21 protein-coding genes are annotated in these 22,302 nt (G+C 74.0%); 9 read left to right on the top strand and 12 right to left on the bottom strand.

The annotated features are described in order from the left end of the window. Window positions 1-17: 17 nt before the first annotated feature. From ACRRSS_RS16345 to ACRRSS_RS16335, 3 genes are read right to left on the bottom strand one after another with little or no spacing between them, the layout of a single operon-like run. A complete protein-coding gene (locus tag ACRRSS_RS16345; RefSeq protein ID WP_435971860.1) occupies window positions 18-545 on the bottom strand; it encodes a cyclophilin-like fold protein in 528 nt (175 codons plus the stop codon). A 16-nt stretch (window positions 546-561) separates the two neighbouring features. Next, window positions 562-708 (bottom strand): hypothetical protein, encoded by a 147-nt coding sequence (locus tag ACRRSS_RS16340; protein ID WP_435971859.1) that lies wholly within the window; start codon window positions 706-708, stop codon window positions 562-564. 42 nt (window positions 709-750) lie between these two features. Continuing rightward, complete coding sequence (locus tag ACRRSS_RS16335) at window positions 751-1,767, bottom strand: zinc-dependent alcohol dehydrogenase family protein (protein ID WP_435971858.1); 1,017 nt, start codon at window positions 1,765-1,767, stop codon at window positions 751-753. A gap of 215 nt (window positions 1,768-1,982) precedes the next feature. Between ACRRSS_RS16335 and ACRRSS_RS16330 the strand changes: the two genes are divergently transcribed. The 4 genes from ACRRSS_RS16330 (at window position 1,983) to ACRRSS_RS16315 (ending at window position 6,963) form a co-directional block, all read left to right on the top strand. After that, window positions 1,983-2,912 carry a helix-turn-helix transcriptional regulator gene (locus ACRRSS_RS16330; protein ID WP_435971857.1) on the top strand — a complete coding sequence of 310 codons (930 nt, stop codon included), beginning with the start codon at window positions 1,983-1,985 and terminating at the stop codon, window positions 2,910-2,912. A gap of 714 nt (window positions 2,913-3,626) precedes the next feature. Next, a complete protein-coding gene (locus ACRRSS_RS16325) occupies window positions 3,627-4,607 on the top strand; it encodes an acetylxylan esterase (protein WP_435971856.1) in 981 nt (326 codons plus the stop codon). Window positions 4,608-4,849: 242 nt separating this feature from the next. Then, window positions 4,850-6,124, top strand: coding sequence for a VWA domain-containing protein (locus ACRRSS_RS16320; protein WP_435971855.1), 1,275 nt, complete (start codon window positions 4,850-4,852; stop codon window positions 6,122-6,124). Beyond that, the gene (locus tag ACRRSS_RS16315; protein WP_435971854.1) at window positions 6,124-6,963 is read left to right on the top strand and encodes a hypothetical protein; all 840 of its coding nucleotides are present in this window, start codon (window positions 6,124-6,126) and stop codon (window positions 6,961-6,963) included. The genes ACRRSS_RS16320 and ACRRSS_RS16315 overlap by 1 nt, the downstream gene beginning before the upstream one ends. Before the next feature lie 171 nt (window positions 6,964-7,134). Here the strand turns inward: ACRRSS_RS16315 and ACRRSS_RS16310 are convergent, their stop codons facing one another. Next, window positions 7,135-8,364, bottom strand: coding sequence for an MFS transporter (locus ACRRSS_RS16310; RefSeq protein ID WP_435971853.1), 1,230 nt, complete (start codon window positions 8,362-8,364; stop codon window positions 7,135-7,137). Window positions 8,365-8,427: 63 nt separating this feature from the next. Between ACRRSS_RS16310 and ACRRSS_RS16305 the strand changes: the two genes are divergently transcribed. After that, window positions 8,428-8,820 (top strand): MerR family transcriptional regulator, encoded by a 393-nt coding sequence (locus ACRRSS_RS16305; RefSeq protein WP_435971852.1) that lies wholly within the window; start codon window positions 8,428-8,430, stop codon window positions 8,818-8,820. 57 nt (window positions 8,821-8,877) lie between these two features. On the opposite strand, the gene ACRRSS_RS16300 is transcribed toward ACRRSS_RS16305, so the two are convergent. The 3 genes from ACRRSS_RS16300 to ACRRSS_RS16290 form a co-directional block, all read right to left on the bottom strand. After that, window positions 8,878-9,357, bottom strand: a complete 480-nt coding sequence (locus ACRRSS_RS16300) for a (2Fe-2S)-binding protein (RefSeq protein ID WP_435971851.1) — start codon at window positions 9,355-9,357, stop codon at window positions 8,878-8,880. A 23-nt stretch (window positions 9,358-9,380) separates the two neighbouring features. Then, entirely contained in the window at window positions 9,381-11,768 is a 2,388-nt protein-coding gene (locus ACRRSS_RS16295; protein WP_435971850.1) for a molybdopterin cofactor-binding domain-containing protein, read from the bottom strand. Window positions 11,769-11,874: 106 nt separating this feature from the next. After that, window positions 11,875-12,228, bottom strand: coding sequence for a hypothetical protein (locus tag ACRRSS_RS16290; RefSeq protein WP_435971849.1), 354 nt, complete (start codon window positions 12,226-12,228; stop codon window positions 11,875-11,877). 242 nt (window positions 12,229-12,470) lie between these two features. Between ACRRSS_RS16290 and ACRRSS_RS16285 the strand changes: the two genes are divergently transcribed. Next, the gene (locus tag ACRRSS_RS16285) at window positions 12,471-12,908 is read left to right on the top strand and encodes an OsmC family protein (RefSeq protein WP_435971848.1); all 438 of its coding nucleotides are present in this window, start codon (window positions 12,471-12,473) and stop codon (window positions 12,906-12,908) included. Between the two features lie 45 nt (window positions 12,909-12,953). Here the strand turns inward: ACRRSS_RS16285 and ACRRSS_RS16280 are convergent, their stop codons facing one another. Continuing rightward, window positions 12,954-13,646: an RraA family protein gene (locus ACRRSS_RS16280; protein ID WP_435971847.1), complete on the bottom strand. Its 693-nt coding sequence runs from the start codon at window positions 13,644-13,646 to the stop codon at window positions 12,954-12,956. Between the two features lie 118 nt (window positions 13,647-13,764). On the opposite strand from ACRRSS_RS16280, the gene ACRRSS_RS16275 reads away from it, so the two are divergent. Further along, window positions 13,765-15,261 carry an APC family permease gene (locus ACRRSS_RS16275; protein ID WP_435971846.1) on the top strand — a complete coding sequence of 499 codons (1,497 nt, stop codon included), beginning with the start codon at window positions 13,765-13,767 and terminating at the stop codon, window positions 15,259-15,261. A 1-nt stretch (window position 15,262) separates the two neighbouring features. Continuing rightward, window positions 15,263-15,679 (top strand): universal stress protein, encoded by a 417-nt coding sequence (locus tag ACRRSS_RS16270; RefSeq protein ID WP_351903064.1) that lies wholly within the window; start codon window positions 15,263-15,265, stop codon window positions 15,677-15,679. Window positions 15,680-15,686: 7 nt separating this feature from the next. On the opposite strand, the gene ACRRSS_RS16265 is transcribed toward ACRRSS_RS16270, so the two are convergent. The 3 genes from ACRRSS_RS16265 to ACRRSS_RS16255 form a co-directional block, all read right to left on the bottom strand. Further along, the gene (locus tag ACRRSS_RS16265) at window positions 15,687-17,924 is read right to left on the bottom strand and encodes a sulfatase-like hydrolase/transferase (protein WP_435971845.1); all 2,238 of its coding nucleotides are present in this window, start codon (window positions 17,922-17,924) and stop codon (window positions 15,687-15,689) included. 326 nt (window positions 17,925-18,250) lie between these two features. Next, window positions 18,251-19,696 carry a carboxylesterase/lipase family protein gene (locus tag ACRRSS_RS16260; protein ID WP_435971844.1) on the bottom strand — a complete coding sequence of 482 codons (1,446 nt, stop codon included), beginning with the start codon at window positions 19,694-19,696 and terminating at the stop codon, window positions 18,251-18,253. Window positions 19,697-19,847: 151 nt separating this feature from the next. After that, window positions 19,848-21,083, bottom strand: a complete 1,236-nt coding sequence (locus ACRRSS_RS16255; RefSeq protein ID WP_435971843.1) for an MFS transporter — start codon at window positions 21,081-21,083, stop codon at window positions 19,848-19,850. A 409-nt stretch (window positions 21,084-21,492) separates the two neighbouring features. On the opposite strand from ACRRSS_RS16255, the gene ACRRSS_RS16250 reads away from it, so the two are divergent. Beyond that, on the top strand, window positions 21,493-21,858 hold the full coding sequence (locus ACRRSS_RS16250) for a hypothetical protein (RefSeq protein WP_351903076.1): 366 nt from the start codon (window positions 21,493-21,495) through the stop codon (window positions 21,856-21,858). Here ACRRSS_RS16250 and ACRRSS_RS16245 read toward each other — a convergent pair. Beyond that, entirely contained in the window at window positions 21,849-22,265 is a 417-nt protein-coding gene (locus tag ACRRSS_RS16245; protein ID WP_435971842.1) for a DUF4440 domain-containing protein, read from the bottom strand. The genes ACRRSS_RS16250 and ACRRSS_RS16245 overlap by 10 nt on opposite strands. Window positions 22,266-22,302: the final 37 nt, after the last annotated feature.

Here is a 22,302-nt window from a genome sequence, read left to right as displayed (position 1 = left end):
GCGAGGGGTGGGGGCGGTCAGGAGGCGGTCTCGATGGTGATCCGCTCGGCCCTGGCCAGCTGATCGGCGTCGGCGTCGATATGGCCGAGGATGAGCAGGTCCGTGGAGGCGGAGGGGCCGTCCTGGTAGAAGAGGGCCAGGTTGCCCCACGGTGCGTAGTAGGCGATGTCGCCGACCCCGGGCGCGGCCGGCTCGGGGGCGCCGTCGGTGGTGAGCTTGCGTGGCGGCTCGCCGATCCGCTCGGTGCCGTGGAAGTCCTTCAGATCCACGGTGAGCGGGAGCAAGGTGGCCAGGTCGCGGGCGGCGGGGCTGGTGTTCAAGGTCGCGTCGACGGGCCGGCCGTCGAGGGTGACACGGACGTCCATGGCGGTGTTCCTGTCGGGTCCGGAGGGGGCGGGGGGCGCCGTGGTCTCCTGCCGTCCCGCCGCAGAGGAGGACGCGGACGGCGAGGTCGCGCCCGGAGCGTCGTTGGAACACGCGGCGAGCGCCAGCAGGGCGGCGGCCGGGGCGGCGCGGAGCAGAGTCCGTCGGGGTGTGGAGGGCATGGAGTAATGCGTCCCTTCACTCGGGCAGAGGCTCGGCGAGGTGCCGGAACCCGTCGCGTTCGGTGTGCATCGTGTACAGGCGCTCGGCCAGGACGGCGGGGCTGGGGTGCTCGGCGTCGGCGGCTACGGCGGCGGGGGCGGCGGCCGGCGGGAGCGCCCCCACAGGGCGCGGACAGGTGCGGTCCCGTGTGCGGCGAGGTGAGGGTCAGGGCTTCAGGAGGGCTTTGATGGCTCGGCGCTCGTCCATGGCCTGGTAGCCCTCGGCGACCTGCTCCAGGGGGAGGGTGAGGTCGAAGACCTTGCCCGGGTCGATACGGCCCGACTGGACGAGGTCGATGAGGTCGGGCAGGTAGCGGCGTACGGGGGCGGGGCCGCCGCGCAGGCCGACGTGGGAGAAGAACAGTTCCTGGCCGTCGACGGCGACGTCGTGGGGGACGCCGACGAAGCCGACGGTGCCACCCGGCCGGGCGGAGTGCAGGGCCTGCCGCATGGCCTCGCCGGTGCCGACGCACTCCAGCACGCTGTCGGCGCCGATCCCGCCGGTCAGCTCCTTGATCCGCTCGACGCCCTCGTCGCCGCGCTCGGTGACGATGTCGGTGGCGCCGAACTCGCGGGCCAGCTTCTGCCGGGAAGCGTGGCGGGACATGGCGATGATCCGGTCGGCGCCCCTCTCCTTGGCGGCGATCACCGCGCACAGGCCGACCGCGCCGTCCCCGACCACCACAGCGGTCGAGCCGGGCTTCACCTCGGCCGCGTCCGCGGCCCACCAGCCGGTGCCCATGACGTCGGAGACGGCCAGCAGGCCCGGCCACAGCTGCTCGCCCGGGATGTCGTCGGTGGCGACCAGGGTGCCCCGGGCGTTGGGGATGCGGACGTAGTCGGCCTGGCAGGTGGACATGAATTCGCGGTGCAGGCAGTTGGACTGGAAGCCGTTCCGGCAGTTCGCGCAGGTGTTGTCCGAGGTGGCGAAGGAGCCGATCACGAACTGGCCCGGCCTGACCGAAGTGACCTCGGAGCCGACCTCCTCCACGAAGCCGACGTACTCGTGGCCCATCGGGTGGGGCGCGTCGGTCGGCTCGGCTCCTCGGTAGGGCCACAGATCCGAGCCGCACACGCACGTCACCGCCGTGCGGATGATCGCGTCGGTGGGGTGAAGGATCTCGGGGTCGTCCAGCGTCTCGAAACGAATGTCGCCGGGAGCGTAGATCATCGCGCCGCGCATGAGAGGGGTTTCCTTCGCGAGCCGAGGCGCCGTACCGGAGGAGCGGCCGTCGCCGAGTGCAGGACCAGGTGGCCTTCCACCCGCCCGACTCACGGCCGAGCGAGAAGCACCACGTCATCCAGGTAACCCGCTCCTGGCGCGTGCGGCGAGGCACGGTCAAAGGGTGTACCGCCAGTGCGTCCCTTCCGCCGCGGGCTGGACGTACCGTCGAAGGCGTGGACAACCAAGCAGAGGTCCGCGAGTTCCTGACCTCGCGGCGAGCCAAGATCACTCCCGAGCAGGCGGGCCTGCCCTCCGGCAGCCGGCGACGGGTGCCCGGCCTGCGCAGGAGCGAGGTCGCGGCCCTGGCTGACATGAGCGTGGAGTACTACTCCAGACTCGAACGCGGCAACCTCGGCGGCGCCTCCCCCGCCGTCCTGGAAGCCCTCGCCCGCGCCCTCAAGCTCGGCGACGCCGAACGCGCCCACCTGCTGAACCTCGCCCACGCGGCGGACGGCTCCGACGCCCTCACCCGCCCCAGGCGGCGTAGCCCGCAGTGGAAGGCGCACCGCAGCCTGCAATGGGTCCTGGACGCCGTCACCGCCGGCCCGGCCTTCGTGCGCAACGGCCGCATGGACCTGCTCGCGACCAATCAGCTCGCCCGCGCGTTCTACGACGACGTCTACGCCACGCCCCACAACCAGGCCAACCTGGCCCGCTTCAACTTCCTCGACCCCGCCTCCCGGCGCTTCTACCCCGACTGGGACCAGGCCGCCGAGGTCGCCGTGTCGATCCTGCGCACCGAAGCCGGCCGCAACCCCCACGACAAGGGTCTGCACGACCTCGTCGGCGAGCTCTCCACCCGCAGCGACGACTTCCGCACCCGCTGGGGTGCCCACAACGTCCGCCACCACGGCACCGGCACCAAACGCTTCCACCACCACGCCGTCGGCGAGCTGACCCTCGCCTACGAAGGCCTGGAGATGGCCGCCGAACCCGGCCTCACCCTCACCATCTACACCGCCGAACCCGGCTCACCCTCCGAAGAGGGGCTGCGCCTCCTCGGTCGACAACTCGTGCTTCCACAAGAGGTGGAACAACACGGGCAGCGTCGCGATCCGGTATCCAGCAGCGTCAGTCCCAACCATCAGCGGCCCCGGTCGTGAGAAGGCCTCCATCAGCCGAGCTGCGTCCGGCTCCCGCCGGCAGCGCGGGTGACGGGAGCGCGACAGCCACCGGACGTTCGTCGGCAGCACCGCCTCCGGAGCCCCCGACCCGCTCGACCTCCCACCCGACTTCCTCGCGGGCCCCGCGCGTCGAGTCGACCGCTTCGGCGTCCCGCGGCGCGATCCGGTCGTCGGCACGGACCTCGACGACCACCGCCGCGCCATCCAGCCGACGCACGAAGAAGTCCGGGCCTTTCTGACCGGGGCGACCCCGTCGTTCCGGCCTTTCTGACAGTGAATCCAGTCGGAGGGGCGATCACGCTGGGGGTGTCGAATGTCGGTATCGAGAGGGGTGGAGAGCGCTGTGCCGTACGTCGAGGTGTCGTGTCGTGTGGACGGCAAGCGCGGGAGTATGCGGCGTGGTCCGCTGTCGGACTGCGCGACGGCCAGGTTCGAAGAGGCAGTGCCAGTCCGACCGTTCCGGTGGTCGCGGGGTGGGCGTCATTTCCCCGGGCCCCGGATGTACCGGGAAGGCTTTGCTGGACATCGTTGTCAAGAACGGGGCAGAGTGAGCTCGGCAGCCACTGTCGGGTTGTCACGGAGGGCGGAACGCGAGGGTCCACGGAGCACTCGACAGCGTTCCACCCCTCCCGTTGTCCGACGACGACCGCGCCCCGCTCCCGGCGCGGTCACCCCGTTCCGAGGAGAACCCCCATGCCGTACACCGACCTGCCCCTTGACCACCCGGCCGCCCGGGACGAACCGCCTGTCGAGCCGGACGGCTTCGACGCCTTCTGGTCCGAGTCCCTGCGGACGGCCCGCGAGGCCGGCCGCGCTCCGGAGGTACGTCCCGTGCGGGACTCCCCCCTGACCACCCTCGACACCTACGACGTACGGTTCTCCGGCTGGGGCGGCCACCCGGTCGCCGCCTGGCTAGTCCTCCCGTCGCAGACCGAGGGACCGCTGCCGACGGTGATCACCTACCTCGGATACAGCGGCGGACGGGGCCTGGTGACCGACCACCTCCTGTACGCCTCCGCCGGCTACGCCCAACTCGTCGTCGACAGCCGCGGCCAGGGCCACGACACCCCGGACCCCCACCCGGACGCGTACCCCCACTGGGTGCACGGCTACATGACCCGGGGGATCGAGGATCCCCACGACCATTACTACCGCCGCCTCGTCACCGACTGCGTCCTCGCCGTCGACGTCGCGCGCTCCCTCCCGCACGTGGACCCGGACCGGATCGTCGTCCAGGGAGCCAGCCAGGGCGGTGGCCTCGCCCTCGCCGTGGCCGGTCTGGCCGGCGACGGCATCGCCGGCGCCCTCCCCGACGTGCCGTTCCTGTGCCACATCCGGCGGGGCGCCGAGACCGCGACCGAGGGGCCGTACACGGAGATCGTCGACTACCTGCGCCGACACGCCCCGCACGCGGCCGAGCGGGCGTTCGGGACCCTCGCCCACTTCGACGGCGTGCACTTCGCACGACGGGCGACGGCCCCAGCCCTGTTCAGCTCCGGGCTGATGGACCCCATCTGCCCGCCGTCCACCGTACTGGCGGCCTACCGGAACTACGCGGGCGAGAAGGACATCAGGGAATGGCCCTTCGCCGATCACGCGGGCGGGAGGGGCGCGACGGCCGTCGAGCACCTGCGCTGGCTGAGCCTGCGGGGACTCGCCCCCACGGAGCGCTGAGGAACCGGGCCGCCACCGGTCCCCCGAAGGCCCGGCGGCATCGGACCGCGCACGCGCCTCCGGTGACGCCCCGCCGAGCATCGGAACGATGTCGGTGCCGTAGGCGTCGACCGTGGTGGGCTGTGGCCGATGCGTGGAAGGTCGGCACAGCGGACGGTGAGGCGGTAGCGGTGGCTCCGTGTGTCCGACCCCGGCCCCGTCCTCGTTTTGGATTGTCGGAGGATCATCAATACGATCCGGCGATGATCACGAGAAAACGGCTGGCGACCGGGGCCTGCGCGCTGCTCGCCGCCCTGAGCGTCGCGCTCCTGCCGACGAGCGCGACCGCGGACGGTCCGGCGCCGAAGGAATCCCCCAAGGTCGAGCTGGTCCTCGACGTCAGCGGCTCCATGCGGGCCAAGGACATCGACGGCAAGTCCCGCATGACGGCGGCCAAGCAGGCCTTCAACGAGGTCCTCGACGCGGTGCCCGAGGAGGTTCAGCTCGGCATCCGCACCCTGGGCGCCGACTACCCCGGCCAGGACCGCAAGCGCGGCTGCAAGGACACCCGGCAGCTCTACCCGGTGGGCCCGCTCGACCGGACCGAGGCCAAGACCGCCGTGGCCACCCTGGCGCCCACGGGCTGGACGCCGATCGGCCCGGCGTTGCTCGGCGCCGCCAAGGACCTGGAGGGCGGTGACGCCACCCGCCGGATCGTGCTCATCACGGACGGCGAGGACACCTGCGCCCCGCTCGACCCCTGCCAGGTGGCGCGGGAGATCGCGGCGAAGGGCATCCACCTCGTCATCGACACCCTGGGCCTGGTGCCGGACGCCAAGACCCGGCAGCAGCTCACCTGCATCGCGGAGGCGACCGGAGGCACGTACACCTCGGTCCACCGCACCGAGGACCTCTCCCGGAGGGTCCGTCAGCTCGTCGACCGCGCCGCGGACCCGGTCGTCACCCCGGTGGCCACCGAGGGCGCGGTGCGCTGCGCCGACGCGCCGCAGCTGAAGCCCGGCCTCTACACCGACCGCGAGTCCTTCGGCCAGCACCGCTGGTACCGGGTGGACCTGCTGCCCGGTCAGGAACTGCGCGCCTCCGTCAGCGTGTCGGCCGACCGTGCCGTCAACAACGACTACGGGGTGCTGCTGCGCGCCGTCACCCGGCACGGCCGGGAGATCGTCCGCGGCTCCGAGACGGGCGACGGACGTACCGACGTGATCTCGACCGGCCTGCGTTACCCGAAGCCGGAGCTCGACGACGGGCCGGGCGACGCCAAGCCGGCCGCGGAGACGGTCTGTCTCCAGGTCAGCAACTCGTTCTCCGCGCCCCCGTCGGTCAAGACGACGCCCGGCATGCCGATCGAGCTGACGGTCGACGTCGTCGACGGTCCTTCGACCGCCTCGGACGTGGCGTCGTTCGGCCTCGGCCGCGGCTGGTGGCTGCTGGGCGCGCTGGTACTCGTCGGCTTCGTGGCCGGTCTGCTCTGGGGCTGGCTGTCCCGCTGGCGCGTCGCTGTCTGGAGGACCCACTGATGCGTACCGTCCGCACGCTCACCACGGCCGCGCTCGCGGGCGCCGCCCTGCTCGGTCTCGCGGCCCCGGCGGCCTTGGCCGACTCCCCCTCCGCGACCGCGTCCCCCGACGAGGACACCCGGTCCACCGCCGGTCCGCTGGAGGCCGGGACCACCTTCCGTACCGCCGCGAGGTTCCTGCCCGGGCAGCGGGCGACCGCTCCGGCCGCCACGGGTGACTACCTCTACTGGGTGTTCCCGGCGGACACCGGGCAGCGCCCGACGGTGGACGCCACGGTCGACCTGCCCGACGCGGCCCTGCGGCACGGTCCCGCCACCTGGCGGATCGACGTGTACGACGGGCTGCGACGGCGTCAGCCGTGCATGTACGGGACGCAGTCGCGGACGGCGGCGAAGGAGGCCGACTCCGTGCGGCTGTCCTGTGTGCTGCGGCCGGTCCGCGCCTCGGCCGACGCCTGGGCGAACGACCCGCTGCCCGGCAGCTACTACGTGCGGCTCACCGTCACCGGCCTGCCGGACGAGGACCTCGGCCAGCCCTTCACCACCCAGGTCGGGGTGAGCGTCCGCGACCAGGGCGGCGCCCACGCCACAGACGGCTCGCTCGCCGCGCCGCTCGTGCCCGGGGCGACGACCGCCGACCAGGCGGAGGCCGACGCCGACGCCGGCCGGCCCTCGGCCGTCGAGGCCGCGGCCCCGGAGGACGGCTGGTCCTCCGGCTGGTGGTCCGACCGCTGGCTCTGGACCGGAGCGGGTGGCGTCCTCGCGGCCCTCGCGGGCATCGGCGGCTACGTGCTCACGCGCGGTACGGGACGCCCGCCCCGGGTCCCGCCGGCCGTCTGACCCCTCCGTGACGGACACGAAGGCCCCCACCCGCCTCGGTGGGGGCCTTCGTGCGTTCCGGCGGGACCCGCTGCTGCCCGGACACGGCGGGAAGTCGCGGCCTCGGGGCTCCCCGGACACGGCCGGGAGACGGGGACAGGTCAGCCGGACACGGCCCGGGGTCGGGCGGGTTCACCGGCGGGCGGGGAAGCCGTGGGCGCGGGCGCCCGCCACGACGGCCACGGTCGGGACCAGGAGGACGAGCACGCTCCAGGGCAGGGCCCCGGCGCCGAGGAGGTCGAGCAGGACCCCGCCCGCGAGGCCTCCCGCCGCCATGGCCGCGTTCCAGAGGCTGACCAGCATCGTCTGCGCGGTGTCGGCGGCGTCGCCGCCCGCGTCGGCGACGGCGGTCTGCAGGAGGGTGGGTGCGCCGCCCCAGCCGAATCCCCAGAGCACGGCGGCCGTCAGGACGAGCGCGGTGCTTCCGGACGGGACGGCGAGCACGGCGGCCGCCACGGCGAAGAGGATCGTTCCGGCCAGGGTCAGGATCCGGAGCCTGCGGTCGATCAGCCGGCCGGTGACCCAGATCCCGGCGAGCGAGGCACCGCCGAAGAGCAGCAGGACGAGACCGGTGGAGCCCGCGAGGCCGACATGGCCGAGGTAGGCGGCGACGTACGTGTAGAGGACGGTGTGGGCCAGGACGAGGGTGAACGTGACAGTCAGGACGGGAAGGACGCCGGGCACCTTCAGGGTCCGGGCGACCGGGGCCCGCCCGCCCCGCGCCTCCCCCGGCAGGTCGGGCACGGCGAGGGCGATCCAGCCGAGGAGCGCGACGGCGATCACGGTCATGGCGGTGAACGCGGCCCGCCAGCCCACCGCCTCGCCGAGGAAGGTGCCGGCCGGCACGCCGAGGGAGAGCGCCAGAGGGATGCCGGTCATGGCGACGGCGACGGCCCGGCCCTGGAGGTGCGGTGGGGCGATGCGGCGGGCGTAGCCGGCGAGCAGGGCCCAGGCGACGCCCGCGGCGACGCCGGCGAGGAACCGGGCGCCCATGGTGAGGGCGTACGAGGAGGAGACGGCGGTGACGGTGTTGGCGGCGGCGAATCCGGCGACCGAGGTGAGGAGCAGGCGTTTGCGGCGCCATCCGGCGGTGCGGGCGGCCAGGGGGACGGCGGTGAGGGCCGTACCGAGGGCGTAGACGGTGACCGACTGGCCCGTGGCGGCCTCGCCGACGCCGAGGTCGGCGCTCATGGCGGGCAGGACACCGGCGGGGAGGGTCTCGGTGAGGCTGGTGACGAAGACCGCGGTGGCGAGGGCGAGCAGGGCCGCGAGGGGCAGTCGGTCGGCGGAGGCGGGGACGGCGGGGTTCCCGGGTGCGGAGGGCGCGGCCGAACGGGCCGCCGGCGTGGTGTGGTTGGCCATGCGCCTATGCTTGAACCCTCACATTGATGTGAGGGTCAAGCGTGCATCTGAAGGGGGCGTCCCATGCGGATCGGGGAACTGTCGGAGCGCACCGGAACACCGCGCCGACTGCTGCGCTACTACGAGGAGCAGGGCCTCATCGTCGCGGACCGGCTGCCCAACGGCTACCGGGACTACGACGGTTCGAACGTGGACCGGGTGCTGCAGATCCGGGGCCTGCTGGAGGCCGGCCTGCCGACCCGGATCATCAAGCAGATCCTGCCCTGCCTGAACAAGCCCCGGATCATCCACTTCCCGGACGCCACCCCGGAGATGCTGGCGACCCTGGAGAACGAACGGGACCGGATGACCGAGCGGATCCGCTGCCTCACCCGCAACCGGGACGCGGTGGCGGAGTACCTGGACGTGGTACGGGAGAACCCGGCCGTGCCGTCGCCTGCGCCGTCCCCTCGGTAGGGCGGACGCCGGGGGCGGACGGCGGGGGCGGACGCCGAGGCCGGACGGACGCCGGGGTCACTCCGTCCTGCGGGCGCCCTCCAGGACGGCCTGGCGGATGCGGTGGTAGGTGCCGCACCGGCAGATGTTGCGGATCGTGTCGAGGTCGGCCTCGGTGATCTCCCGGCCGGCCTCCCTGGCGCGCCGGACCTCCGCCACCGCGCTCATGATCTGACCGGGCTGGCAGAAGCCGCACTGGGCGACGTCGAGGTCCAGCCAGGCCTCCTGCATCGGGTGGAGGTCGCGGCCCACCGTGTCGGGGAGGCCCTCGATGGTGGTGACCTCGTCCTGCGGGCCGAGGTCTTCGACCGGTACGGCGCAGGGCGTGAACGCCTTGCCGTTGAGGTGGCTCGTACAGGCGCGGCAGACGCCGACCCCGCAGCCGTACTTGGGCCCGGTGACGCCGAGGACGTCACGCAGGACCCAGAGGAGCCGGACGTCGCCCTCGACGTCGGCGGTGACGGCCTTGCCGTTCAGGATGAAGGTGTGCTGAGGCACGGGTACTCCAGGTCTCGGAGAGCTCAGAGGGCGCGGTCGCGGCCGTCGGTGGGCGAGGCGGGGACGGGCGGGACGGTCGGCAGCGGGATGAAGGCGAGCGGATCGGCGTGGTTGACGGGGAAGACCGTCGGCATCGTGCCGGTGGCCCGGCCGTAGGCGCAGGCGACGGCGGCCATGGCGCCGGCGACGGCCAGCTCCCCCGCACCGCCGGGCTTCTCGCCGGTCGACGGCATCACGATGATCTCCAGCTCGGGCGGGGTGTTCCACTGCCGGGTGTAGAAGTACTGGTCCCAGCTGCCTTCGAGGAAGTGTCCGTCGCGCAGGTGGAGGCCGGACGTCAGGGTGAGGGCGATGGCGTCGGAGATGCCGCCCATCATCTGGGCCTCCAGGCCGCGCGGGTTGACGGCGAGGCCGACGTCGACGGCGCAGACCACCTTGGTCACGCGGGGCCCGGTGACCGCGCCGGGGATCTGCCGCCCGGTGGTGGCGGGGCGGCAGTCGATCTCGGCGAGCACGGCGACGGCGGAGTGGTACTCGGTGTGGACGGCGATGCCCTGGGCGGTGCCGGCGGACATGGTCCGCCCCCACTCCCCCACCTCGGCGACCTTGTCGAGGACGGCGCGGGCGCGCGGGTCCTTCACCAGGCGGCGGCGCATCGCGTACCCGTCCTGGCCCATGCGGCTGGCCAGTTCGTCCATGACGAGCTCCTGTGCGCAGCGCACGTTGGGCGAGTAGATGTTGCGCATGGAGCCGGTGTTGAAGCCCTTGTCGGTCTCGGAGAGCAGCTGGGTGGTGACGCCCAGGTGGTAGGGGCTGATCTGGGTGAGCTGGAACATCGTCTGGGAGAAGGTGAGATCGGCGACGGGCAGCCGGGCCGCCTCCGCCGTGAGGAGCTCGCCGATGCCGTGGCCGAAGTCGGTGGCCACGGAGGTGTGGCGCTGCTCGTACGTGAGGACCTCGCCGAGCGTGTACGTGGCGCGGACCCGTGAGGTGGACATCGGGTGCGTACGGCCCTGGCGGAAGTCGTCGGTGCGGTGCCACATCAGTTTGACCGGCTTGCCCATGGCCCGGGAGACCTCGGCGGCCTCGTGGGCGGCGTCGTGGAAGAGCTTGCGGCCGAACGAGCCGCCGCCCTCGGTGACGTGGACGCGGACGGCGGAGACGGGCAGGCCGAGCGCGACGGCGATCTGCTCCCGCGCGACGATCGGGGCCTTGAGCGAGGCCCAGATCTCCGCGGAGTCCTCCCGGACGTCGGCGATCGCGCAGTTGGTCTCCAGGGCGGCGTTGCTGGCGAAGTGGAAGGTGAAGCGGGCGTCGACCGCCTTGGTGAGGAGCGGCAGCGGCGGTACCACCAGGGGGAGTTCGGCCCTGCGGAGCTCGCCGAGGACGGTGGCGTCGGAGGCGCCCTCGGCGGTGCCGGGCCCCCAGTCGACCCGAAGGGCGCGCACGGCGTCGATGCACTGGCCGAAGGTACGGCCGCGGACGGCGACGCCGGTGGAGACGGTGACGACGTCGGTGACGCCGGGCATGGCCCGGACCTCGGCGAGGTTGGCGACGGAGCGGACCGTGCCGTTGATGGTGGGCGGTCGGCAGACCATGGTGGGCAGGGCGTCCGGGACCTGGAGGTCCATCGCGAACCTCTTGCGGCCGGTGACCGCGTCGAGGGCGTCCACCCGGCGCTGCCCGGTGCCGATGACACGGAAGCGGGCGCTGTCCTTGAGGGTGACCGCGACGGCGGTGTCGGAGAGGGCGGCGGCCTTCACGGCCAGTTCGCCGTAGCCGAGCAGCGCCCCGGCCGGGGAGACGACGGCGCCGGCCTTGGTGGTGAGGGTGGCGACGGCCTCGCCGAGGACCAGGGAGGCGGCACGCAGGAGCCTGCCCCGGGCGACGGCGGCGGCGACGCGGATCGGGGTGTAGGTGGAGTAGGTCGTGTTGGAGCCGCCGGTCAGCTGGTTGAAGAGCAGCTCGGGGCGGGCGTCGGCGAGCGTCACCCTCACCTTGTCGAGGGGCAGGTCGAGTTCCTCGGCGACGATCATGGCGCTGGAGGTGGTGACGCCCTGTCCGACCTCGGCGCGCGGCAGGGCGAAGTGGGCGGTGCCGTCCGTGTCGAGGCGGATGGTGATGAGGTGGCTGGTGGGCAGGGCCGCGAGGGTGAGCAGCTCGTTGAGGTCGAGGAGTTCGGCCGGTCCCGGCAGTGAGGGGATGAGCGCCGGGGCCGCGGCGGCGGCCGTGCTCGGGGCGAGGGCCTCGGCGCCGAGCCGGGCGGCGACGGTGAGGGTGGGTGCGGCGAGGACGTACCCGAGGAACCGGCGGCGACCGGTGCCGGCTCCGGGAGCGCCGTCGCCGGGAGCGGCTCCGTCCCCGGTGCCGATCGTGGGGTGGTCGTCGCGCACGCGGTGCCGCCTGGCCATTCGGTGTGCCCTTCGTCCTGGTCCGGCGCTGCGCCCCGGGCTCTGCTCGGATGCGTTGATCATCGCTCATCCGGGGTGCGGCGGGGGGCCGTTCGTACCGGCGGTGTCAGGTCTCGGTCGACCGGCGCCGCCCGGCCGCGGTCCACGGCCGACGGGCGCTCGCGGGCCGCTCGACCGGGCCGGACCGGCGCGGCAGCGGAGCCGTACGGGAGCGCAGGGGCGTGCGGACTGACGACCGGGCGCGGGGACGGAGCCGGGTGCCCGAGCGGAGCTGCGCCCGGGAGATCCGGGCCCGCTGGCCGCCGCCCGCGATCAGGGCGTTGACGGAGACCATCGGGTCCCCGCCCACCGACCGGGCGAGCAGGGCGCCGAGCACCAGCGGGCCGAGGGCGACGGCGAGTGCCGTGCCGGTGGCGGTGACGTGCTGGAGGGGGCGGCTGCGCCCGGCTTCGGAGGTCATGGTCACAGTTCAGCAGCGGGCGGGCGGGCGGCGTATCGGTCGGCGTACTCAGCCGTGCGGACGGGGGTACTCAGACGCGCCGGCCCGGAGATCCTCCGGGGACGGCGCGGATCTCCCCGCCTCCCCCTGCCGGGGTGCGCGCGGAGCGGCGCGTCCGTTCGGACGGGCGGGGGTCGCGGGGGTGATCGGGTGGACGGCCGTACCGTACGAGCACGCACACCACGACGAAGGAGACCGCCGCCATGGCCGACTACCGGATCGAGACCGTACGCACCGGGTACCGGAACTGGACCGCCCGCAACGACCGGGGCGCGGAGGTACGGATGGCCGCCGCCGACGACGCCGACGCGCAGCCCTCGTTCACGCCCGTGGAGTTGCTGCTCGCGGCGATGGGCGGCTGCGGTGGCCTCGTCGTCGACCGGACGGCCCGGGCCGTGGACCACGACGACCTGAAGATCTTGGTGGAGTCGGTGTCGGGTCCCGAGGACGACGGCCGGGTGGGCCGGATCCGGGTCAGTTACGAGTTCGAGCTGCCGGACAACAACCCCAAGGCCGCCGAGGTGTTCGCCCGTGGGGTGCGTCTGACGCACGAGAAGTTCTGCACCGTGAGCCGGACCGTGGAGCACGGCGCCCGGGTGGAGGCGATCCTGCCGGACGGCACGGTCGGCTTCGAGGGCTGATCCCCTCCCACCGGGGGCCGGGGCCCGGACCGCGGCGGGCGGGGATCACTCCTCGATCGCGCCGCCGATCCGGCGCAGATGCCGCCGGAAGGTGTACGCGGGGTCCTCGGCGCGGCCCGCCAGATACGCGTCGAACCGGGTCTGGGCGCGGAGCGTGTCCCCCGCCCTGATGCGACGTGCCTGTTCGCGCTCGGTACGGAACAGGGCGCGGGCGGTCTCCAGCACCTCCGCCACCCGGGCGGCCGACACGAAGAGCACGCCGTCGTCGTCGGCGAACACGACGTCGGCGGCGGTCACCTCGTGCGCGCCGAACCGCGCCGTGCGCAGCGCGTCCGGGTCCCGGGGGTCGAGGCGTACGGGGCCGGGCGCGTGGCGGCCGTACGAGAAGACGGGCAGCCCGATCCCGACCAGGTCGGGGGTGTCCCGGTGCAGGCCCCAGACGACGACTCCGGCGACACCGGCCGCCTCGGCCTCCAGGACCGCGAGGTCGCCGACGCAGGCCTCGTCGCGGCGGCCGGCGTTGTCGATGACCAGGACGTCACCCGGCCGGGCGTCGGTGAAGGCCTCGAGGAAGACGTCGACGCTGCCGTAGTGCCGGACGGGGAGCGCCCGGCCTGCGACGCGCTGCCCCGGGACGACCGGCAGGACCCCGGCGGGGGCCGCGCGCAGCGGCTCCCCGAGGCGTACGCAGGCGTCGGCGACCAGGGGTGTGGAGAGGTCCGCGAATTCCTTCTGCATCGGGCGTTCCGTTCTGTGACGGGTGCGGTACGGCGGGCTGCGCGATGCTATCGCCGGAGTGCGGGCGGGGTCGGGCCTCCCTACGATGAAGGCATACCTCTCCCGGATCGAGGGACCCATGACCGCAGAGGATGCCGCACCCGAAGGACGACCCCCGGGTTTGAAGGCCAATGCGATCGGTTTCGTCGACGCCCTCGTCATCGGGCTCAACTCGACGTCCCCCGCGTACTCCCTCGCGGCCGTCATCGGCCCGATCGTCGCCCTCGCCGGGATCTACGCGCCCGGCGTGATGTTCGCGTCCTTCGTCCCGATGCTGCTCATCGCGTCGGCGTTCTACTACCTCAACAAGGTCGACCAGGACTGCGGTACGACGTTCTCCTGGGTCACCCGGGCCATGGGGCCGTGGGCCGGCTGGCTCGGCGGCTGGGCCATCGCGATGACCGGCGTACTGGTCGTCGGCTCGCTCGCGGACGTGGCCGTGAGCTTCGCGCTGCTCTCCGTCGGCCTGGACAGCTGGGTGGACAACGCCTTCGTGCGCCAGTCGCTCACCGTGCTGCTGATCCTGGTGATGACGGCCGTCTGCGTCATCGGCACCGAGCTGTCGGCCAAGGTGCAGAACGTCCTGATCCTGGCCCAGGTCGCCTTCCTGCTGATCTTCGTGGGCGTGGCGCTCTACAAGGTGTACGCCGGCACCAGCGCGTACGACTCCGTGGAACCCGCCCTCGGCTGGCTCAACCCGTTCGGCGCGGGCGGCGCGGCCCTCACCGGCGGTCTGCTGCTCGGCGTGTTCATCTACTGGGGCTGGGAATCGGCCGTCAACCTCACCGAAGAGGTCAAGGACTCCGCGACCGCCCCCGGCAAGGCGGGGCTCTGGTCGACCGTCATCCTCCTCGTCACGTACGTGTCCGTGGGCTTCGCGGTCGTCGCGTACGCCGGACCGACGTTCCTGGCGGAGAACGCGGGCGAGGAGGAGTTCATCTTCGCCCAGCTCGCCACCGACGTCCTGGGCGGCTGGGACTGGGTCCTGCTCCTTGCCGTGTCGACCTCCGCCATCGCCTCCACCCAGACGACCATCATCCCGGCCTCGCGCACGGCGCTCTCCATGGCGCGCCGCCGGGCCCTGCCCGCCCACTACGGACACATCAGCCCGCGCTTCCGCACCCCCGACGTGAGCACCTGGTGGGTCGCCGGCATCGCCATCGGCTGGTACCTCGTGGTGAACCAGATCAGCACCAACGCCCTCTTCGACTCCCTGACCGCGCTCTCCCTGCTCATCGCCTTCTACTACGCGCTCACGGGCATCGCATGCGCGGTCTACTACCGGCGGCACCTCCTGGAGAGCGTCCACAACTTCCTGCTGATCGGCCTCGGTCCGCTGATCGGGTCCGGGCTCCTGATCTGGCTCCTGGTGAGGTCGGTCTCCGACATGTCGGACCCGGAGAACTCGTACAGCGGTACGTCGTGGTTCGGTCTGGGCCCGCCGCTCGTCATCGGCATCGGCATCGCCCTCACCGGAGTGATCGTCATGATCGTGTGGCGCCTGCGGTCTCCCGCCTTCTGGGAGGAGCGCCCGAGCGTGGCCGACCCCGACATGGTCCACGGCAAGGAGCGCTGAGATGTCGGTCGTGCTGGGTTACGACGAGTCCCCCGGAGCCGCCCGCGCGCTGCGCATCGCGGTCGAGGTGGCCGCCGCGTTCGACGAGCGACTGGTGCTGGTCTACGGGGCGGCGGCCCCCGGGCCGACGGGCGAGGAGTACCGCTCGCACTACGAGGCCATCCGCCAGACGGGCCGCACCGGTCTGGAGCACGCGGTCACGGAGGCCGACCGGGCGGGCGTGCCGACCGTCGTCGAGGTGCTCGACGAGAAGCCGGCCCAGGCCCTGATCGACGCGGCGACCCGCCACGCGGCCCGGGTCATCGTGGTGGGCAGCTGGGGCGAGAGCCCCATGCGGGGCGCCCTCCTGGGCTCGACGCCCCACAAGCTCCTGCACATGTCGACGATCCCGGTGCTCTGCGTCCCGCCCGAGGACTGACGGCGCCTCACGCCCCCGGGAGGACCGTGACACGGGCCAGGGCCCAGGAGGTGTGGTCGAAGGACGTCCTGGCGTTGGCGTCCGCCACCTCCAGGCGCAGGACCCGCACGCCCCGCACGTCGACGTCCACCGGGACGGGGCCGCCGGCGGCGGTCAGGACGGGGCTGGTGAACAGGGCGCGGTCGTCGCCGTACACCGTGGCGCGGGTGCCGCCGGCGGAGCTCTGGCGGGCCGAGAAGTCGTCGATGCCGACGAGGGCGGTGAACCGGTCCCCGGCGCCGCCGAGGTGGAACGCCACGTCGCTGTGGGCGTGGACGCCGAGCCCCTTGGCGTAGGTGGTGCCGCCGAAGGCGATCGGGGTGCCGTCACCGGCGGCGTTCCTGCCGTTGGAGGAGTCGCGTTCGACGGGGCCCCAGCCGTTGACGGCATGGATCCAGGGCAGGTCGGAGAGGTGGCTGTCGCGGGTGGGCGCCGGGGGCGGGGTGGTGACGAGGCCCGTGTCCTCGTACCGTACGACGCCTCCCGGGGCGAGGGCGGTGCCTTCGGCGGTGAGGGTCCACGGGGTGGCGGCGGGGGCCCCGGCGGGCGGGGTGACCTGCCAGCCGGTCGTCAGCCGCCCGCCGGGGGCGAGCTGTCCGGCGGTGGTGGCCGTGGTGGCCCGTACGGTCCAGCCCGCGGGTGCGCGCAGGGTGACGGCGGGTGAGTTCCAGGGCCGCGCGGAGCCGTTGGCGAGCGCGGCGGTGACGGTGAAGGGCCGGCCCGGGACGGCGAGGGACGGCACGGTGAGGGTCGTACCGAACGCGGTCCGGGGGTACGTGTCCTGCCAGGAGGAGCGCATCAGCGCGACCAGTTCGGCGACCCGGGCGGGGTGGCGGGAGGCGAGGTCGGAGCTCTCGCCGGCATCGGTGGCCAGGTCGTACAGCTCGACCTGCCACTGGTCGTCGGGCAGGGCGTGGTCGCGGACCGGGGCGAACCGGACGGCCTTCCACCGGTCCTTGCGCAGCGCCTCGGCCAGCCAGGTGGCCCGCTGCTTGTCCTGGGCGTCGGCGCGGGAGGTGACACCGCGCTCGTCGCGGAACCAGTAGAGGTGGTCGTGGCGGGCGGCGTTCGTGCCACCGGCGAGCAGGGGCGCGACCGACAGACCGTCCACGTCGGCGGGGGCGGGAGCGCCGCCGAGTTCGGCGAGGGTGGGGAGGAGGTCGGTGAGCGGGGTCGGGCGGTCGCTCGTGCCGGTCCGGACCCGGCCGGGACCCCAGGCGATGAGGGGGACGCGGACGCCGCCCTCGTACAGGTTGCGCTTGTAGCCGCGCAGCGGGCCGTTGGAGTCGAACAGGTCGGGGTTGACCCCGCCCTCCTCGTGGGGCCCGTTGTCGCTGGTGACGAGGAGGATCGTGTCGTCCTCCAGGCCGAGGGCCCGCAGCCGGTCGACGACGTCGCCGACGAGGGCGTCGAAGAGGCTCACCTGGGCGGCGTGCCCCTTGTTGGCGGCGCTCCACGTCCGGGAGGCGTACGCGCCGTGGTCGGGGATGTCGCTGGGGGCGTGGGGCACGGTCGGGGTCAGCAGCAGGAGGAACGGTTCGGCCGCGTGACGGTCGAGGAAGTCGAGCGCCCGCCGTCGCAGCAGCTCCGGCGCGTAGGCGCCCTTGGCGCCGCCCACGTTGGCGGCGACGGGCTCCTTGACGCCGTTGTGCCACAGGTACGCGGGGTAGTACTGGTGGGCGTGGCCGTGGTCGATGTAGCCGTGGAACTCCTCGAACCCGCGGGCGTTGGGGTGACTGTCCTGACCGGCGCTCTCCGGCCCGAAGCCCCATTTGCCGATCACCCCGGTGCGGTATCCGCGGGCCCTGAGCACCTGGGCGAAGGTGGTGTCGGCGGCGGTCAGGGAGCCCTGTGCCCCGGACGGGTTGGCGCGGACGGTCGCGTGCCCGGTGTGCAGACCGGTGAGGAGCGAGCAGCGGGAGGGGGCGCAGACGGCGGCCGTGGAGTACGCGTCCGTGAACCGCAGCCCTTCCGCGGCGAGTCCGTCGAGGCGCGGGGTGGCGATGAGCTTCTGGCCGTACGCGCCGAGTTCGCCGTGTCCGAGGTCGTCGGCGAGCACGACGACGAGGTTCGGAGGGCGGGTCGGCTCCGCGGCGCTCCCGGCCGGTGCCGGTGCCGGCTGGGCCTCGGCGACGGCGGTCGCGGGGAGGGCGCCGAGGCCGAGGGTGGCGGCGGACCCGGCGAGGAAGCGGCGGCGGCTGGGCATGGCGGGCTCCTTGGGCGGGGAGGCGGTCGCGGGACGGCTGCGCGGGGGTGGGGGGCGCCGGCGACGTACGGCACGGGCGTGCCAGGGGCGAACGAGGGCCTGCCGTAGCGCCCCTGGCACGCAGTCGATCATCGGTGCGCCCGTACCGGCGGACCATGCACAGCGCATGAAAAGCGTGTGACGCGGGCCCGGCGCGCCCGACCGCCCGACCCCGGCCTTCCCCGGCCCCGCCGCTCGGGGTCCCGGGCAGACGGTCCCAGGGTGGAGAGTCCCAGGGTGGGCGGCGCCCTCCCGGGGCCGGCCACCCCGGGGCGGCCCGTCGCCGCTCAGTCGAGCCAGAGTTCGCGGACCCGGCGCGCGGGGTCGTGGGCGATCCGTGGCTCGGCGTCCCAGATCATCGTGGCGCGTCGGGCCGCGGTGTAGCGCGGCCAGTCGGCGCCGGGGTCCTGGTCGGTCACGAAGGCGACCCAGGCCCGGTGCAGGGCGTCGGCGAGCGCGCGCGGCGGCGCGTCCCCGGCGACGGCCGTGACCCCCTCGGCGTGGAGGAGGTCGAAGGCGAACGGCAGGTCCAGGCAGTGGAAGGCGAGCCCCGCGACGGGTGAGCGCCAGGTGAACTCGTAGAGCCAGGTGGGGCGGCCGCGCTCCGCCCGGGCGTCCGCGACGGCGAGGTTCGGGGCGCGGAAGGTCGCGTCGGTCAGGGCCTGGCCGAAGATCCGCTCCGGTCCGCCCTCGGCGTACGCCTCGGCGAGGGCGTCCGTCCTGCCGGGGTCGAGGCCGAGGCCGCCGAGCAGCACGGGCAGCGGGGGGCCTTCCGGGCCGGGGGCGGGGAACATCGTGAACTCGTGCTCGGTGAAGCCGAGCATCAGGGGCACGTCCGCGCCCGCCTCGCCGGTCGTGAGCGCCTCAAGGGCGGGCAGGGGGATCAGCTCGCCGTCGGCGAAGGGGGCGAGGGCGAGGAGCGGCGGCAGGCCCTCGCGGTCGGGGCCCGGTTCGGCCAGCCGGTCCTGGAGGGCGAGGATCTCGTCGTCGCCGAGGTCGCGGAGGGCCGCGGCGGTGGCGGGCACGCCGGTGCGGGAGGTGAGGAGCCGTGCGGCGGCGCGGCCGGCCTCGGGGCCGTCGGGCCGCGGGACGGCGCCCGAGACGGAGAGGGCGCCCCGGAAGAGGCCACGGGCCGCCGGGACCGCGAGCAGGGTCTGGACGGCGCCGCCGCCCGCCGACTGGCCGGCGACGGTGACCTTGGCGGGGTCTCCGCCGAAGGCCGCGATGGTGTCCCGGACCCACTCCAGGGCGGCGATCCAGTCCCGTACGCCCCGGTTGTCGGGGGCGTCCTCCAGGTGGAGGAAGCCCTCGATGCCGAGCCGGTAGCCGACGGAGACGAGGACGACGCCGTCGCGGTTGAACGCGGCCCCGTCGTACCAGGGGCTGGCGGCCGAGCCCGCGACGTAGCCGCCGCCGTGGATCCAGACGAGGACGGGCAGGGCGGCGGCCGGGGCGGTGTCGGGCGTGAAGACGTTCAGGTTGAGGATGCCGGCGCCCGGGACCGACGGCTCGGGGATCGTGGTGACCTCGGCGAAGGGGCGGCGCTGGGCCGTGGGGCCGTACGCGGTGGCGTCGAGCGGCTCCGTCCAGGGTTCCGGCGGCACGGGAGAAGCGAACCGCAGGTCGCCGACGGGCGGCCGCGCGTACGGGATCCCCAGGAAGCGGAGGCTGCCGTCGGCGCGGCGCTCGCCCCGGACGGGCCCTCGGGTGGTGGTGACGGTGATGCTGCTCATCGAGTGCTGCTCCTTCTGCGCGGGGGCGCACGAGGCCGGGGAGGGAGCCTGTCACCGTCAACTTACACGTGTCAATGCTCCGTGAGCAGCCGGCTCCCTCCCCGCCCTCGGGCGACTGCCTCCGTGACCTCCGCCGCCGTCCTCCCCGGCCTCAGCCGACTGCCTCCGTGGCCTCCGACGGCTCCCTCCGCGGCAGGAGCAGCGGGGTCGCGAGCAGCACGACACCGGCGAGGCCGATGGCGGCCCGGGGCCCGACGGCGGCGCCGAGGAGCCCCCAGAGCGCGGTCAGGGCCGCGACGGAGGCCTTCGTGGTGACCGACCAGGCGGTGAGGGTACGGACGACCCGGTCGGTCGCCGTCACGTCGAGACGGTGGGCGGCGAGCACCGGGGCGAAGACGGCCGAGCAGGTGATCAGGGCGAACTCGACCACCATCACGAGCAGGAGCCCACCGGCGCCGGGGTGGACGAGGACCAGCCCGACGGGCCAGCAGGCGCGCAGCACCCCCGAGGTCAGCAGGACCCGGTGCCGGCCGTAGCGCGCCACGAGCGGCCGGGCGAGCCGCGAGCCGACGAGTCCGCCGACGCAGGGCACCGCGAAGGCGAGCCCGTACTGCCAGGGGGCGAAGCCGAGCGGCCCCAGCATCAGGACGGCGAGGAGCGGCGCGGTCGCCATGATCAGGCCGTTGACCAGGACGGTGTTGAGGAACAGCGGACGCAGCAGGGGGTGGGCGAGGATGTGCCGCCAGCCCGCGAGGAGATCACCGGCGCGCAGGGGCGGCCGTTTCTCGCGGGCGGGGTCCGGCCAGGGCTCGCGCCCCCGGATCGCGCGGATGCCGACCGCCGAGAGGAGGTAGCTCAGGGCGTCGGCCAGGACCACCGCCACCGGGCCGAGCAGCGCGACCAGACCACTGCCGAGCGGCGGTCCCAGCACGGTCGCGGTCCATGTCGTGGATTCGAACCTGGCCTGGGCGACGAGCCGGTCCTCCGGCCCCAGGAGGGTCTTGAGGAAGGCGCCGGAGGCGGCGCCGAAGGTGATGTCGGCCGCCGCGACGACGACGGAGACGGCCAGGAGCTGGACGAAGGAGAGCCGGTCGAGCGCGTAGGCGGCGGCGAGGCTCAGCAGCGCCGCGCCCCGCGCGAGGTCCATGGCGATCATCACGGGCCGCTTGCGGCGGAACTCCACCCAGGGGCCGAGCGGCACGGCGACCGCCGACCCCACGGCGGCCCCCACGGCGGCGAGGGCGGCGACCTCGGCGGCGCCCTTGTGCAGCACGGTGATGGCGAGCAGCGGGAAGGCGTTGAAGGCGATCCAGGTGCCCAGGGTGCCGGCCGCGTACGCCGCCCACAGCCACCCGAAGTCGCGCCCCAGGGACGCCCTGCCCGTCATGCCGTACCCCTCTCGCCGACCGGCCACACAACCACGCGCCGACCCCCGACATCAAAACGGGTGGACGCCGGAGCGCACGCTCGGGACTTCCCGCCGGGCACACCGGAGCTCACGCTCGGGACTACAGGCCAGGCACACCGGACCGGACCACCTGGGGCCTCCGGCCCGGACCACCCGAGCCGCCGGACCGGAGGCCCCCGCCCGGACCACGGGCGTGCCCCGGCCCGGACCACGGGCGTGCTCCGGGCCGGGGACGCCCGGCGGGGCGTCCGGGCCCCTCGTCCGTTCCGTCCGCCGGGAGGCCGACATCCGGACACCCTCCCGGCGGACGGCCGCGTGAGGGGCGTCCCGAGCCCTAGACTCGGAAGGCCCGGACGGCCGGGCTGGTCCTGGGGGAAGGCGGCCGGCGATGAGGTGGGACCCCGATGCCGTGGTGGGGATGCTCGTGGTCCTGTTCGGTGCGCTGCTCGTGACCGCCGGTGTGCGCTGGAAGGGGCGGGCGGTACGCCCGTTCGCCGCCTCGCGGGCGCGTTCCGTGGCCCAGCGGGAGTACGCCCGGGACCTCCAGAGGGCAGCCGACCACGTGATCGCGGTGGCCCGACGGTCCGCCGGCGCGGGTGAACCGGCGATCGTCACCGTCGAGGCCGTGGTCCGGACGACACAGGACCGCTACGGGTACGCCGGGGTCGAACGGCGGCACGCGGCGGCGGCGCTGCGCCGCCGGTACGAGCAGGGACGGTGTGCGGTCGACTGCGTCACCGACGCCTACGGCTGAGGGCCCGTCTCGGGTACGGGCGTGGCCTGGTGGTAGTACATCCGCAGACGCGAACCGTCCGGCGCGGCGGGGTCGCGGCGCCAGAGCGAGCTGCGCCGGGCCCTGCGGCCGCCGTGGAGCGTCTCGTACGTGAGGTGGACGAGGCCGGGGGCGAGGGTGCTGCCGGTGAGGCCGGCGGGTTCGTACCGCTGCCCGTCCTCGGTGCTGCCGGCCATCTCGGGGAGCGCGGCGAGCATCTCCTCGTACGTCCAGCGCCGGCCGGAGGCACCGACCTCGACGAACTCAGGGTCGAGCAGTTCGGCGGCGAGCGACCGGGAGACGCGGACGGCCGGGTCCATGAGGCGCAGTTCCCCCGCGACGGCTTCGGCGACCTCGGGGTCCTGGGCGGCCTGATCCTGGAACGTCATACGGCCATGGTGACGCGGGCCCGCTCGGGCGGCCAGG

It is taken from the genome of Streptomyces sp. Qhu_M48, assembly GCF_051305195.1.
Taxonomy (GTDB): Bacteria; Actinomycetota; Actinomycetes; order Streptomycetales; family Streptomycetaceae; genus Streptomyces.
This window is presented reverse-complemented; position numbering and strand designations above follow the sequence as displayed.